We start from the raw sequence: 14201 nt of genomic DNA, 5'->3' as shown, positions 1-14201 counted from the left end.
ACCATGAAATGTTTGTATGAAAAAACTGTTTGTCTTACTCCTCGCTATTGTCCAATTTTCGTTTTTTACGGGATGTGCACCGCTTTATGAAATCCGGGGGGAATCGCCTCTGCTGGATGCGAATCTCACCCGCTTTTTGCACCAATGGCGTGAAGATACCGTCCGTCCGATAGCGGAGGGAGACTACGCCAATATCTATCTGCGCGGAAATGGTGCAAAAGGGAAAACACTCGCACTTACCTTCGATGATTCACCCGATGAGAACAATACCGACAAAGTCTTGGATATTTTAAAACACTATGGAATCAAAGCGAGCTTTTTTATGATCGGATCACCCATGGTGGAGAGTAATGCCACCGTAACGAAACGGGCATTCGATGAGGGACATTTGGTCCTCAATCACAGCTTTAATCATCCCCATTTCACAAAGCTTACCCATGAAGAGATCACTCAAGAGCTGCAAACTGCTTCAGCGAGAATCGAAAACGTGACCGGATGCGCTCCGCGCTTCTTCCGTCCCCCTTACGGTGCGATCAACCAACAGGTGATGGATACGCTCAACGCACAAGGGTATATCACACTCCTCTGGTCACTCGACTCCCTCGACTGGGCGATAAAAGATAAAGATGCGATTATTGAAAATGTTACCACCCATATACAACCCGGAGATATTCTCCTCATGCACAGCAGCCGATCCAATCACGCAAGCGTAGAGGCACTGCCGCAAATCATCGAACGGCTCCAAAATCGCGGGTATCGATTTCAGCGCCTTGATGAAATGCTGGAGATGAAAGCTTACAGATAAAACAGGCAGCTTTACGCTATAATGTTTTTACCATTCGCGCTCTCGATCACGCGTTAGAGACTTCTTTTTTGATCGCTTATCCCCCCTCTTTAATGAGGCCTATGTACCCAAGGACTTTTTATGTCATCGACACCCATCAAACGCCAGAACCATCGTATCCACCCATGTAATCGCCCACGTAAAAACGAACTCATCCATTTTTTAATCGAACGGAATGCCGGCAAAAAAATTCTCATCGTCACCTCGTATGATGCCGATCCCCTTCAAACAATCTTCCCAGGCAACAATATCACGGTTTTAAGTGATGCTGCTTTAGCAGAAACTCCCGATCTGCGTTGCGAAGTTCTCATCAGTTATGATCTTCCGGAAAAAGCGATTGTTTACATGTCACGCTTTGCCAGAGCAAGCGAATATGCCCTCATCACACTCGATGAAGAAGATCAAAAACGGCTCTATCCCATCGAACTGCTCAACGGACGAACCATCACCCAAGAGATCGTCAAAGGGTTTGAACCGGATTTCGGTATCGCCGTAGACAATCAACAAAAAGCCGAAGCAAAAGCACGCCGTGAAGAACGTGAAGCTCGTGATGCACAAGACCCGAGAAATCGTGATAAAAAACCGGTCCGTGACACCCGCCCTGAACGCCATCGCGATGATGCACCACGCAGTGATCGACGCCCGCCACGCAATGAGGGTGACGGTTTTATGTCTAAAAAACAGCACAGCAGCAAACCCCGTTTTGTCGGTAAAGATGAGAATGGAAAACCGATCTTCGAAGGGAAAACCCGTGAGCGGAACCACTATATCGACGGAACACCGCGAAGCGATACCGAAAAAGCGACCCGAACTCCCTACAGCAGCAAACCGAAATTTTTCGGAGACAAGCAAAAAAGCTCAGACGACAAACGTGCAGAAGGGGAGAAAAAACCATACGGTGACAAAAAGCCTTACGGTGACAAACCCGCTTTCGGAGACAAAAAGCCGTATGGAGAAAAAAAAGCCTATGGGGAGAAGAAACCTTTTGGCGAGAAAAAACCTTTCGGCGACAAAAAGCCCTACGGAGACAAATCTGCATTCGGTGACAAAAAACCGTATGGAGAAAAAAAAGCCTATGGAGAGAAGAAACCTTTTGGCGAGAAAAAGCCCTACGGAGACAAACCCGCATTCGGTGACAAAAAGCCGTATGGTGATAAGAAACCTTTTGGCGACAAAAAACCTTATGCAGACCGAAAACCTTCCGAAGCGCCTGCCGCTCCAAAGCGTCCACCTCGCCGTATCGACGTCAAATCATTCAAATCACCGAAAGAGAGTGAATAGCCCCTTCTAAGAAAGAGTTAAGCAAGGGGGATTAAAATTCCCGTTTTGCTAAAAACTTACCTTTAGAGTCCCCTTTATGCTACGATACGAAAAAAGTTTCAGAAGGTACTCATGGCTATCATCTCTATCGCATCGACAAAAGGGGGAGTCGGCAAAACCTCTCTTGCCTTTTCTCTTGCCAAAGACCTCCGCTATCGATATGCTACCAACGATATGTCGGTCGTCCTCAACAAATACAAAAATGCCCGCTATTATCCGAACAAGATTCCTCTCTATCCCGATACGGTTTACGATTTCGGAGGTTTTGAAAACCCGCATGCCAATGAAATACTTCGTGAATCGGACATCATTATCCTCCCGACGACCAACGATTTGAACTCCATTATGAAAAGTCTTATTTTTATTAAACATTTTAGAGAGAAGACGATCCTTGTGTTTGCCAACATGATCGATAATCCGAATGATGCGGTCAATATCCGTGAAAAAATACATGAGCATTTTCCGAACCTTGCCTTCACCTATCTGCGGCGGACAAAATTACTGAAAAATGCATTGGAGAGCGGATTGAGTGCAACGGAGCTGTATGAAAGCAATAACCACACCCAACATCTATACAAACAGGCGTTCGGAGAATATTCGAAGATTCTTAAACTTTTTACGGAAGATGGAAAGAGCTGAAAATATCCCATTTTGTTCTATAATCTAATTAGAAAATTATCCGTTATATAAAGGATTAGAGATGGAAGAACAGGCTATCGTTTCAGCCTATCGGCGATCACAATGGATAAAACTGATTGCTTGGACCGCTTTAGTCACCATCGCGGCACTCTTTTATCACCATGAACATTCCAAAGAAATTATTGAACTTGCCAAAAATACCGCTAAAACAGCCCTCAACAAAGATCTTGCAACACGTGAATGGATTATTTCACATGGGGGAGTATATGTCCCGATCAATGATAGAACCCCATCCAGTCCTTGGCTCTCTCACGTTCCTGAACAAGATATTCAAACCCCGTCAAAAAAATCACTTACCCTGATGAATTCTTCCTACGTGTTGCGACAAATGATGGAGAGCTACGGAACACTCTACGGTGAAAAAACAAGGATATCCTCTCTGAAACCGCTCAATCCTGGAAATATGGCCAATGATTGGGAGAAGAAAGCACTCCGTTATTTTCAAACCAATCCAACAAAAACTTATTTTTATGAGCTACATCAGAGTAATGAGGGTGAATATATCCGCATGATGATTCCGATGTTTGTCGAAAAGAGCTGTCTAAAATGCCATAATCCCTTAGAAAATAAAATCGGTGATATACGAGGCGGTATCTCTATCTCTGTCCCGTTAAAAGCATTTATTGATATGACCAAACAAGCATTGATTAATGCCTATATCTGGTTCACTCTCATTTGGCTGGTGGTCTGTGCCGCGATTATTGCCGCGTCAAAAGCAATGGAGAAAAAATCGATTCAACTTCACGCGACTGAGCGCGAAAAAATCAAAAATTATCAAAGTATGATTTCTTTAATCATTGATTTAATAGACAAACGGGACTCCTACACAGCCGGACATTCTCAAAGGGTATCGCATTACTGTGAAATCATCACAAGAGCCATGTACCATGATGAATCCCTCGTGAACAAAATCAAAGAGGCGGCAGTCTTACACGATGTAGGTAAAATCGCCATTCCCGATTCAATACTGCTGAAACCGGAGAAACTCACCCCGACTGAAAAAGAGTTGATCAATTACCATCTTACCGCAGGGTACGATCTCCTGTCCAAAGTAGATATGTACAAAGAACTCGCCGAAATCATACGCTATCATCACGAACGCTATGACGGAGCGGGGTATCCGCAAGGAGTTTCAGGTAAGCAGATTCCACCGCTTGCCCGAATTATGATTGTGGCTGATGCTTTTGATGCAATGACAACTGATCGTATTTATAAACCGCGTAAAAGTGTTGATGAAGCGCTCAAAGAACTCGAATTGCACAAAGGTTCGCAATTTGATCCTGATGTTATTGATATAGCAACCGCCGTTTTAAAAGATATCACCATCAATGCCGCCGAACAATTCCCGAAAACAAGCTTGGAAGAAGAACGGTTTGCCTACTATCTTAAAGACCAGTTAACCGGGTTAAACAATCACTGGGCACTTGAATCCATTCTGAAAATCAATCAGCATACTTTCGAATATCGATTTGCAACAGTCATCACACTGGAAAATTTGATGGTATTCAATCGTGCAAACGGATGGCACAATGGGAATATTCTGATTGAAACCTTTAGTGATCTACTCAAAAATCGTTACCAACATTACCATATTTACCGCATTTTTGGAGATACTTTCATTATACTCAGCCAAGAGTATCTCGATTTATCCGCAACTATTCCCATTGCAACCAAATTCCTTGAAGAAAAAAATATCACCTTGTCAATTACTGTTATCCATCTTATCGAAGAAAAAATCGACAGTATCAACAAACTCGAAGAGATAATCAATTCACAACAAAGTTCTACACTCTAGGAAATGCTCCTATGAGTTAAGCAGCGAGCCTTTTTTGACTTCCAGCCGATCGTACATTGCGAGCATATTCTGATAATCGCGGTCTAAAGCGGTACTAACAAAAAGCTGTTCACCGCTGACAATACGTACCGCTTTATCAACCCGTTCACGCGTATAAAGATCATAAAGCGCATGGACATAATCGCTAAATTCAAGCCCAAACTCCGCCATGTGGATCAATTCAGCCACCAATACACTCATAGGTGAAGTACTGAACTCCAAATAGCTAAGCGCCTCTTCGATATTTCCTAACGACAGATGTAGCTGTGCTTTGAGCTCCCCTATCGTAAAATTCTCCTCGAAAATCACCCCGATAAACTTCTCGACATTCAGATGATCTTCAAGGGCTTCGATCTCATCGAGTACCGCTTCAGGATCATAATCGGCAAAGTTCAAAATCACCTCACGATACACCTTGCCGCGATTACGATTGTTATAGACCAAATCATCGATCGGATAGACCTCAGAGACTCCAGGAACAATCATCTGGCATGAGTAAAACCCCAAATAATTATAGTCACGAATATAGACCTCTTTCCCCATCGACGCGAATATCCCCCTGAGGTAGGCAAATTCTTCCTCCGTACTCTCACCCGCGTACACCCACGGAGCAAGATCAAAGCTCTTTTTGGCACTCAGAAACTGTATCCCCATCTTGCCGTTGGAATCGATAAAATGAGATTCCAGATTAAAGCTCTCCGAGACAATACTCATATCAAACGTCGGTACTTCAAAACTCTCCAAATTTTCAAGCCCACGCCCCTGCATAAGCTCCGTCATCGTCCGCTCCAGTGACACCTCCAAAATCGGATGGGCACCGAAAGAGACAAAGAGGGTCGCGTTGGCGGGGTTGATAAACGAAATCGCCGTTACGGGATATTTCCCTCCCAACGAAGCGTCTAAGACATTGACGATATAGCCCAGTTCTCGTAACTTCACCAGATCACTGTAAAGACGTTCAAACTGCTGCAAAAATTCATCACTGTAAGGCGGAAGGGCATACCCCTCTTTAATAATTTCAATTTTGGCGTACCGTTCCAAAATTTCGCTCATTGCCTGCACTTGCGCTTCTTGAGCCGTATTCCCCGTCGCCAAACCGTTACTTACGTAGAGATTGCTGAGGATATTGATCGGAAAATAGACCACCTCATCCGAGGAGAGTTTATGAAACGGCAATGCGACGATTTTATCCTCGTAGTCACTGTTAAAATCAATCAGTTCCTCCATATTCAATTCACCGTTAGGGTCATAAATACCCATCAACTCAGAGTTAAGATACCCTTCCCCGAATTCAAACGCCACCTCATCGGGATAATACTTTCGTTCAGGGAGATGAAAATCAATAAAAAAGTTATTGGTTTGAAGACGTTCGATGTATTCACCCAACGCACTCGCCGTAGAGGCCTCTGAATAGATCCCCTTCCCGTTGGAATAAATATGGTTGGGGGCTTCTACCGAAGCGAGATTGACGGAATAGCAGTGATTGAGAGGATGTTTTTCACTCGAATAGGTGACGTTGCATTCCATATCACTTAATATATGCTCCATCTTTTTGATGGATTCTTCGACCGGAGCACTTTTGGATATAAGATTCATAGATTCACCTCTAGAGAAATTGTGCAGTGAATCGGATAAACCAAAACCCCTACGCTAATACCGAAAGTATAGCCAAAAGAATCAATCGATCATTATTGTATAGATATTAACTTTCTTATTTTACTTTCATAAAAATCATTCTAAATATTCACGAAAATCTTCTTTACCAACATTGCAGATCGGACATACCCAATCATCAGGGACATCTTCAAAAGCGGTTCCGGGGGCAATACCGCTATCAGGGTCTCCTACTATCGGATCATAAATGTATCCGCATACATTGCATTCGTATTTTTTCATCTTCTACTCCTTTATTAAATGTATTTATCCATTTCTGCATTAAGCCGCTGAAAATCAACTTCGTGCAGATACAACGGATTACTTCCTATGTTGCTTTCATCCCGAAGCGCATCTTCCAAAATCGCTTTTTGCGCACTTTTATAGATAACCCCTATCGGGAACGGATGGCTCTCTAGCGATTTTTCAAACGCCTTGACCTTATCCTCTGGGTTATAGTCACTCGGTAATACATACACATTCTCTTTGAACCATTTAAACGTATTGGTTTTATTGAACGTAACGCACGGCTGAAAAATATCGATCAATACATACCCTTTGTGCTCAATCGCGATTTTAAGCATTGCCTTACAGTGTTCTTTATTCCCCGAAAAGGTTCGAATCACGAGCGACGCATCGAGCGATATCGCCGTCGCGATCGGATTAAACGGCTCTACGTGAACCCCCTCCGTCTGTACAGGTGTTTTAAACCCTCTTTGCGATGTCGGAGAGGCTTGACCTTTGGTGAGGCCGTAGACCATATTGTTATGGACGATGTTGATGATGTCGGCATTTCGTCGGATCGCAGACAAAAAGTGGTTACCCCCCTCCCCGTACATATCACCATCCCCCCCCTCGGCAATTACCGTAAGAGAGGGATTAGAGACCCTCAACCCCTGTGCCACAGGCAATGCCCTGCCGTGGAGTCCGTTGAACATATGGACACTCATGTATTGAGGTGTTTTCGCCGCCTGCCCTATCCCTGAAACGACTACGCTCTGAAGCGGGTCAAGTCCCATTTCCTCTAATGCCTCTTTTAAGTGCAAAAGAATGGAAAAATTCCCGCATCCGGGACACCATGCGTTATCCTCTACAATTCTATCAAACCGTGTACTCATCGGATCTCCTTTAACAGCAGTGCGATTTTTTCAGAGAGTTCATCGACAAAAAAACTCAGTCCGTCGGATTTTAGTATCTGCGCATCGACACTGACCCCGTGCAGTCGTAAAAGTTTTGCGAACTGCCCCGTGGCGTTGTTTTCGATGACAATAATGCGTTTGGCTTTTCGAAGCGGTGCAAGCTGAGATTCGCTAAGAGGGTAAACCCACGAAAAATGGACGGTAGAGAGCCTCTTATCCGCTATCCTCTCAACCGCTTCACTGATAATATATTTTGTACTTCCCCATCCGACAACAGCGATATCCCCATCTCCGTCAACTTCGGGTGTGATAGCTTCTTCCTTTATCAATTCGAATTTTTGAAGCCGTTTAGTGTGTTGCTCGTTCCGCACAGACATACTCTCGGTGATCAACCCCTCCTCGGTATGTTCATCCGAATCGACCAGTACCAACCCCTCGCCGTATCCGGGAATCCCGCGAGGGCTGATCCCCTCTTGGGTGAGAAGGTAGCGTTTGTAATCCGCATCCGTTTTTACGATGTGATGAGGAAGCGATATAGGATCGATTTCAAACCGCTCGACAGTGAAATAGCTGTCCGCCAAAGACTGATCGCTCATCAGTATCACGGGAACCTGATACGCATCGGCGAGTTCAAACGCTTTTCGTGCAAGTTCAAAACACTCTTTAGGATCACCGGGAGCCAATACGATCCTCGGAAATTCTCCGTGCCCACTGTAGATGGCGAGTTCCAAATCTCCCTGCTCCATCCGTGTCGGAAGACCCGTCGCTGGGCCCGGACGTTGCGCCAGATAGACAACCATCGGCGTTTCGGTTATTCCGCTGAGACTAAGTCCCTCACCCATCAGGGCAAATCCGCCGCCGCTCGTCGTCGTGATCGCTCTTCCACCGCCGTACCAAACCCCTAAACCCATCTGAAAGGCGGCGATTTCATCTTCGGCCTGCTCGACACAAATCCCGAAGTTTCGGCTCTGCTTCGCCAAAAAGGTCAACACCCCCGTAGAGGGGCTCATCGGATAACTGGAGATGAAATTACACCCCCCCGCAATCGCTCCGAATCCAACCCCGTCCGTACCGCTTAAAAACAAATCAATCTTTGGGCTCATGGAAGAGTTTGGTGCGATGCAGTAGCGACAATTCCCGTTCTCACGTGCCAGTTCTGCTCCTATCTCTAATGCTTTGAGATTCACCTCAAGCATCTCATCGGTATAGGACTCCGAAACAATCTCCCTCAGCACCGCACCATCGCACCCGAGCAATCCGAAGATAAACGCCGCCGCAATCGTATTGGAGACGATGGGATTACCTATCTCTTTCGCCAAACTCTCCAAATCATAATTATAGAGGACACAGTCGCACTCATAATCCCCTTTTTTGGCAACCACAAACGTCTCATTAGTCATCCGTTCTTGGGCATGAAAAAAAGCATTTGTATCGAGCGGTACGAAAATATCGACCTTAAAATCGGGTGCATTGACGGGCTTATCGGAGATCCGTATCAAGGTCGTGTTACTCCCCCCGCGAACTCTGGACATAAACTCTTTGGTCGAAAAGGTATAAAATCCCCCTCTCTTGAACCCTTTGGTTAAAAGAGTCTCGATGCTCGCGATCCCCTGCCCCGCACTCCCCCCGATCAATACCGAAACTGAACTTCTCATTTTTTCGCCCCCCAGGTAATTTTTCCGCCATAATAGCCGACGATCGTGATCGAGATAACCGTGATAAAAATAACGGCATGATAGGTTATCCCATCCGCTCCCGGGCTAAATGCCACATCAGGATTCTGCAGTTTCTGACTCAGCGGAATAAACCCGATGATAAGGGTGAACAGTGCCCCGATGAGTTTAATAACGAACGGTTTAGAGGTTGAAAAATCATAATTGACCCACCAGCTGAAAACACCGGTGACCAAAGCCAATAATCCCATCACGGTAGCAATCAAAAAGGATAAAAATACCGCTGTGTCGTATTCTCTGGAAGGGTTGGCTAAAAACAAAAGATCGGCAAAGGCACTGAAATAGTGCAACGCTATCGGAAAATGAACGGCTGCAGGGTGAGGATGATATTTGGCGTACCATAGACGGTAGCACTCTTTTTTATCTACCGTAGTTATTGCAGGAGAGGAGATGTATACGCCGACACACGGATAATTTGCAAATACCTCATCGCTGTGAGGTGCATTCGCCATTTCAGCGCTCAGGTCACACCCCGCAAAATGCTTTTTAAAGTGAGTGCCCTCTTTCCAAAACTTGGACGAAGTGACATCGTATACTTGCCCCTTATAGGCGATATAGGCAGGCATACCATCCCGACCGTTGTATTCTCGAAGCTCTTCCGCACTAAATTGTTGCATAGATTCCTGCTTCCATTACGTGAATGCTTATGCCACACAAGCATTTATATCCTCAAAACATCTACACAAAACTCCCTATTCGTTCCAGATACTTTAGTCCAACTTGGTAAATACAAAAATATAAATTCAAATTAATTGGAAAATTTATTGTTTAGCCTCAAACTCACTCACGACCTGTCTCATTTTCAACAACGAATCGGGATTGAGAGAAATTGAATCAATCCCCTCTTCAACCAAAAATTTGGTGATTTCAGGATAGTCCGAGGGGGCCTGACCGCAGATACCGATATATTTTCCCCGCTCTTTACACGCACGGATAGCCATCGAAATCATTCGCGTTACCGCTTCGTTACGCTCATCGAATACGGCAGAGACCGAAGCACTGTCCCGATCAACCCCGAGAGTAAGCTGCGTGAGGTCATTCGAGCCGATACTGTAGCCGTCAAAAATTTCCAAAAACTGGTCGGCGAGAATCACGTTGGCCGGGATTTCACACATCGCGTACACGTCTAAATCATTTTCCCCCTGTACCAATCCCGCCTCGTTCATCACCGCAATCGCTCGACGTCCCTCTTCGGGAGTACGGACGAAAGGGAGCATCACTTTCACATTATCCAGTCCCATCTCATCCCGTACCCGTTTCAGCGCTTCACATTCCCATTTGAATGCCTCTTTGTACTGGGGAGAATAATAGCGGCTTGCACCCCGAAACCCGATCATCGGGTTCTCCTCGTCACTTTCATATAGCATACCGCCGACCATATTTTTGTATTCATTGGATTTAAAATCACTGGTACGGACAATCACCGGTTTGGGATAAAATGCCGCAGCAATCATCCCTACCCCCTCGGCAATTTTGTCGATAAAAAAGGTTTTAGGATCATCGTATCCACGCATCGCTTCTCTCACTGCCGCATGCTGTTGCACGGGTTTACCCTGAGAAAGTTCTACCAATGCCATCGGATGTGCACCCACATAATGGGTTATAATAAACTCCATCCGCGCCAGCCCTACTCCATCATTGGGGAGTTTTGCCACCTTAAATGCAATATCCGGATTACCGACATTCATATAGAGCTTTGTATGGGTTGTTTTGAACTGACCCAAATCAATTTTATTGATTTTGTAATCAAGGATCCCTGCGTATACTCTACCGCTTTCTCCATCCGCACAGCTAACCGTCACTTCATCACCGTCACGGAGCAGTTCTGTTGCATTCACTGTCCCTACAATCGCCGGAACGCCGATCTCCCGTGCTACAATTGCGGCGTGACACGTCCGCCCTCCGCGATTGGTGATCACCGCGGAAGCCTTTTTCATAATCGGCTCCCAATCCGGATCGGTAATATCGGCAACCAGAATATCCCCTGCCATAAATTTCTCCCCTTCATGAGGAGAATGGATAATTTTGACACGACCGGAACCGATTTTCTCACCGATCGCTTTACCGCTCAAGAGTATTTTTGCCTCATCCTCTGCTTGGAGCTCATACTGTTCCAAACTATTGTCACTGAGTTTACGGCTTTGTACGGTCTCAGGACGAGCCTGAACGATAAAAAGTTCTCCGCTTAGCCCATCTTTCGCCCATTCGATATCCATTGGACGATAGACTCCTGCTTTCGTGCTGTAATGCTCTTCTATAATCAGTGCATAACGAGCCAGTGTCACTACCTCTTCATCGGTAATCGAAAAACGGTTTTGAAGCGATTTAGGAGTGGCGAGATTAATCGTGTGATGACGTTCATCATAACGCATTGTGAGGGCTTTGGAACCGATTTGACGTTTCAATATCGTTGCTTTCCCCTCTTTGAGCGTCGGTTTAAAGACATAAAATTCATCCGGGTTTACCCGCCCGCCGACGATATTCTCTCCCAATCCATAAATGGAGTTAATCAGGATCAAATTTTCCGAACCGTTTTCGGTATCGATGGTAAACATTACCCCGCTGCTCGCACTATCGCTGCGCACCATTTTCTGTACCGTCACCGAGAGTGCCACCGAAAAATGATCATACTCACGGCTGTTACGGTAACTGATCGCACGATCGGTAAAAAGCGAGGCAAAACACCGCTTGACATGCTCAACCAGCATTTCTTCACCGCGAACGTTGAGATAGCTCTCCTGCTGACCGGCGAAACTCGCATCGGGTAAATCTTCTGCCGTTGCCGAGGAACGTACCGCGACATCGACTGAGGCAAGCGCATATTCTTCTTCCATAAGACGGTAATTTTCTATAATTTGTGTTTTCAAAGACTCCGGCATTTCACCAGTGAGCATCAGTGAGCGTATCGCTTCCCCGCATCGATTCAACGCTTCAATATTGCTCAAATCAACACCTGCAAAAAATTGCCGGATTTTCGGCTCAAAATTATTATGTGCGATAAACGCTCGATACCCATCAGCAGTTACCGCAAATCCTTCAGGGACTTTTACTCCCAGAGATTTAAGTGAAGCGATCATCTCTCCCAATGAAGCATTTTTACCACCTACTAAGGCAACATCATCAATTCCCAATGAATCCAATCGTCGAATATAGTTCATAAAAACTCCTTTAGAAACAACACATTAGGATAGAATACCATACTATTATCAATATCGTATCGGAAATTCTTATGATCTCTATCGTCCTCACTACTCTCAACGCCCGTTATGCCCACACTGCCTTAGGGCTACGCTACCTCTATGCCAACCTGAACGAGCTGCAAAGCGAGGCAAAAATCGTCGAATTTACGATGAATGAGCAGATTCAGAGCATTGCCGAAGATCTGTTAAAGCATCAGCCGAAAATTATCGGAATCGGTGTCTATATTTGGAATGCCGCGCAAAGTGCGGAACTGATCCAAACGATTAAAAAAGTCTCCCCGAACACTATCATCGTCTTAGGAGGCCCGGAAGCGGGATACCTGCCCCATCGCGTCGATTTCTCGAAAGCCGATTACATTATCAGCGGTGAGGGAGAGATTGCATTTTATGAGTTGTGTAAAGAGATACTATCTACTCGTCATTGCGGACTTGATCCGCAATCTAAGATCCTGAATCAAGTTCAGGATGACAAACAGCCCCATTTTATCAAAGCCCCTCTCCCAGCCTTGAAAGCCATCAACCTCCCCTACACCGCCTATAACGACGAAGACGTAGCCCATCGCTATATCTACGTCGAGGCTTCACGCGGATGCCCGTTCGAATGTGAGTTCTGCCTCTCCTCCATCGATGAGAAGGTACGTAACTTTCCTCTCGACCAACTGCTCGAAGAATTCGAAGTTCTATGGCAGAGGGGAGCACGGAGTTTTAAATTCATCGACCGTACCTTCAATCTCAACATGACCTTTGCCAACCGCATCCTCGATTTCTTCCTCTCCAAAGAGCCACCGTATTTTGCCCATTTCGAAGTGATCCCCGATCATTTTCCCGATATTCTGAAAGAGAAAATCAAACAATTTCCGGCCGGATCGCTGCAGCTCGAGATCGGTATTCAAACCCTCGATCCGATTATCGCCAAAGGGATCAACCGACCGCTCAAACTCGAAAAGATATTTGAGAATTTACGCTTTTTGGAAAACGAAACTTCCGCACACATGCACCTGGACCTTATCGTCGGATTGCCGGGAGAAACGTTAGAGGGGTTCGGTCGTAATCTCGACTTACTTGTCTCCCTCACTCACAGTGAAATCCAGATTGGCATCCTCAAAAACCTCTCCGGTACGACCCTTTCACGGCATGACAAAGAGCACGGAATGATCTACAGCGATACACCACCGTATGACATTCTCCAAAATAATCTATTGAGCTTTGCCCAAATACAGAAAATGAAACGGTTCGCACGCTTTTGGGATATTTTTTATAACAGCGGGAGTTTTACTAAAACGGTTCCGTTGCTATGGACTTCTGCCTATATCGGTCATTGCGGACTCGATCCGCAATCTGAGATCCTGAATCAAGTTCAGGATGACGCATTAGCACTTCAGGATGACCAAATAACAAGCGTTTTTAGTAGCTTCTACGCTTTCAGCGAATGGATTTACACCCAAACCCTCTCAACATGGAAAATATCGCTGGAACGGCAAATCGCACTGCTTCACGCCTATCTGATAGAACGTTACGATAAAGAGAGTGTAGAAGCGGCATTGATAGAGGACCTCTCAGCGCGACCGGAAAAAACCATTCCGTTCTTTTTACGCCAATCGACACAAGAGAAAAAAATTAAAGAGATTAAATCGGTTACCCCGAAACGGCAAGTAAAGAGAATTTAGAGGTTCAAGAGTTGTTGAGAGTGCTAGAGGGTGACGAATCCTCTAGCGAAAAGCTTAACATAAGGAGAATAAAAAGGGCCCGAAGGCCCTGAAGAAAAAAAATTTTCTAATA

General features: G+C 45.3%; 11 protein-coding genes. 5 read left to right on the top strand and 6 right to left on the bottom strand.

The features are described 5' to 3' along the window. Nucleotides 1-16: 16 nt before the first annotated feature. The 4 genes from WB308_RS10275 (at nucleotide 17) to WB308_RS10260 (ending at nucleotide 4658) form a co-directional block, all read left to right on the top strand. Nucleotides 17-805, top strand: coding sequence for a polysaccharide deacetylase family protein (locus WB308_RS10275; RefSeq protein ID WP_424191169.1), 789 nt, complete (start codon nucleotides 17-19; stop codon nucleotides 803-805). Between the two features lie 120 nt (nucleotides 806-925). Next, complete coding sequence (locus WB308_RS10270) at nucleotides 926-2125, top strand: hypothetical protein (RefSeq protein WP_424191167.1); 1200 nt, start codon at nucleotides 926-928, stop codon at nucleotides 2123-2125. Between the two features lie 111 nt (nucleotides 2126-2236). Continuing rightward, the gene (locus WB308_RS10265; protein ID WP_424191165.1) at nucleotides 2237-2803 is read left to right on the top strand and encodes a hypothetical protein; all 567 of its coding nucleotides are present in this window, start codon (nucleotides 2237-2239) and stop codon (nucleotides 2801-2803) included. Nucleotides 2804-2864: 61 nt separating this feature from the next. After that, nucleotides 2865-4658, top strand: a complete 1794-nt coding sequence (locus WB308_RS10260; protein ID WP_424191163.1) for an HD domain-containing phosphohydrolase — start codon at nucleotides 2865-2867, stop codon at nucleotides 4656-4658. 9 nt (nucleotides 4659-4667) lie between these two features. On the opposite strand, the gene WB308_RS10255 is transcribed toward WB308_RS10260, so the two are convergent. From WB308_RS10255 to ppsA, 6 genes are all read right to left on the bottom strand, one after another. Further along, on the bottom strand, nucleotides 4668-6293 hold the full coding sequence (locus WB308_RS10255) for a YcaO-like family protein (RefSeq protein WP_424191161.1): 1626 nt from the start codon (nucleotides 6291-6293) through the stop codon (nucleotides 4668-4670). Nucleotides 6294-6428: 135 nt separating this feature from the next. After that, a complete protein-coding gene (gene rd / locus WB308_RS10250; protein WP_424191159.1) occupies nucleotides 6429-6593 on the bottom strand; it encodes a rubredoxin in 165 nt (54 codons plus the stop codon). A gap of 14 nt (nucleotides 6594-6607) precedes the next feature. Further along, nucleotides 6608-7468, bottom strand: a complete 861-nt coding sequence (locus tag WB308_RS10245) for a thiamine pyrophosphate-dependent enzyme (protein ID WP_424191157.1) — start codon at nucleotides 7466-7468, stop codon at nucleotides 6608-6610. Beyond that, nucleotides 7465-9144: a 2-oxoacid:acceptor oxidoreductase subunit alpha gene (locus WB308_RS10240; protein WP_424191155.1), complete on the bottom strand. Its 1680-nt coding sequence runs from the start codon at nucleotides 9142-9144 to the stop codon at nucleotides 7465-7467. The genes WB308_RS10245 and WB308_RS10240 overlap by 4 nt, the downstream gene beginning before the upstream one ends. Beyond that, on the bottom strand, nucleotides 9141-9839 hold the full coding sequence (locus WB308_RS10235; RefSeq protein WP_424191153.1) for a DUF2231 domain-containing protein: 699 nt from the start codon (nucleotides 9837-9839) through the stop codon (nucleotides 9141-9143). Before WB308_RS10235 ends, WB308_RS10240 begins: the two co-directional genes overlap by 4 nt. A gap of 144 nt (nucleotides 9840-9983) precedes the next feature. Then, nucleotides 9984-12380: a phosphoenolpyruvate synthase gene (gene ppsA, locus WB308_RS10230; RefSeq protein ID WP_424191151.1), complete on the bottom strand. Its 2397-nt coding sequence runs from the start codon at nucleotides 12378-12380 to the stop codon at nucleotides 9984-9986. A 71-nt stretch (nucleotides 12381-12451) separates the two neighbouring features. Here ppsA and WB308_RS10225 point away from each other — a divergent pair, with 71 nt between their 5' ends. Beyond that, nucleotides 12452-14089 (top strand): DUF4080 domain-containing protein, encoded by a 1638-nt coding sequence (locus WB308_RS10225; protein WP_424191150.1) that lies wholly within the window; start codon nucleotides 12452-12454, stop codon nucleotides 14087-14089. The last annotated feature ends 112 nt before the right edge of the window (nucleotides 14090-14201 follow it).

This window comes from Sulfuricurvum sp. (assembly GCF_049587615.1).
In the GTDB taxonomy this organism is placed as follows: Bacteria; Campylobacterota; Campylobacteria; order Campylobacterales; family Sulfurimonadaceae; genus Sulfuricurvum.
Note: the sequence above shows the minus strand (reverse complement) of the source record. Positions and strands in the feature narration are given on the sequence as shown.

What these genes read in the sequence shown, in the direction of transcription:
- WB308_RS10275 (WP_424191169.1), top strand. Translation starts at nt 17, where the DNA reads ATGAAAAAACTGTTTGTCTTACTCCTCGCTATTGTCCAATTTTCGTTT.
- WB308_RS10270 (WP_424191167.1), top strand. Translation starts at nt 926, where the DNA reads ATGTCATCGACACCCATCAAACGCCAGAACCATCGTATCCACCCATGT.
- WB308_RS10265 (WP_424191165.1), top strand. Translation starts at nt 2,237, where the DNA reads ATGGCTATCATCTCTATCGCATCGACAAAAGGGGGAGTCGGCAAAACC.
- WB308_RS10260 (WP_424191163.1), top strand. Translation starts at nt 2,865, where the DNA reads ATGGAAGAACAGGCTATCGTTTCAGCCTATCGGCGATCACAATGGATA.
- WB308_RS10255 (WP_424191161.1), bottom strand. Translation starts at nt 6,293, where the DNA reads ATGAATCTTATATCCAAAAGTGCTCCGGTCGAAGAATCCATCAAAAAG.
- rd (WP_424191159.1), bottom strand. Translation starts at nt 6,593, where the DNA reads ATGAAAAAATACGAATGCAATGTATGCGGATACATTTATGATCCGATA.
- WB308_RS10245 (WP_424191157.1), bottom strand. Translation starts at nt 7,468, where the DNA reads ATGAGTACACGGTTTGATAGAATTGTAGAGGATAACGCATGGTGTCCC.
- WB308_RS10240 (WP_424191155.1), bottom strand. Translation starts at nt 9,144, where the DNA reads ATGAGAAGTTCAGTTTCGGTATTGATCGGGGGGAGTGCGGGGCAGGGG.
- WB308_RS10235 (WP_424191153.1), bottom strand. Translation starts at nt 9,839, where the DNA reads ATGCAACAATTTAGTGCGGAAGAGCTTCGAGAATACAACGGTCGGGAT.
- ppsA (WP_424191151.1), bottom strand. Translation starts at nt 12,380, where the DNA reads ATGAACTATATTCGACGATTGGATTCATTGGGAATTGATGATGTTGCC.
- WB308_RS10225 (WP_424191150.1), top strand. Translation starts at nt 12,452, where the DNA reads ATGATCTCTATCGTCCTCACTACTCTCAACGCCCGTTATGCCCACACT.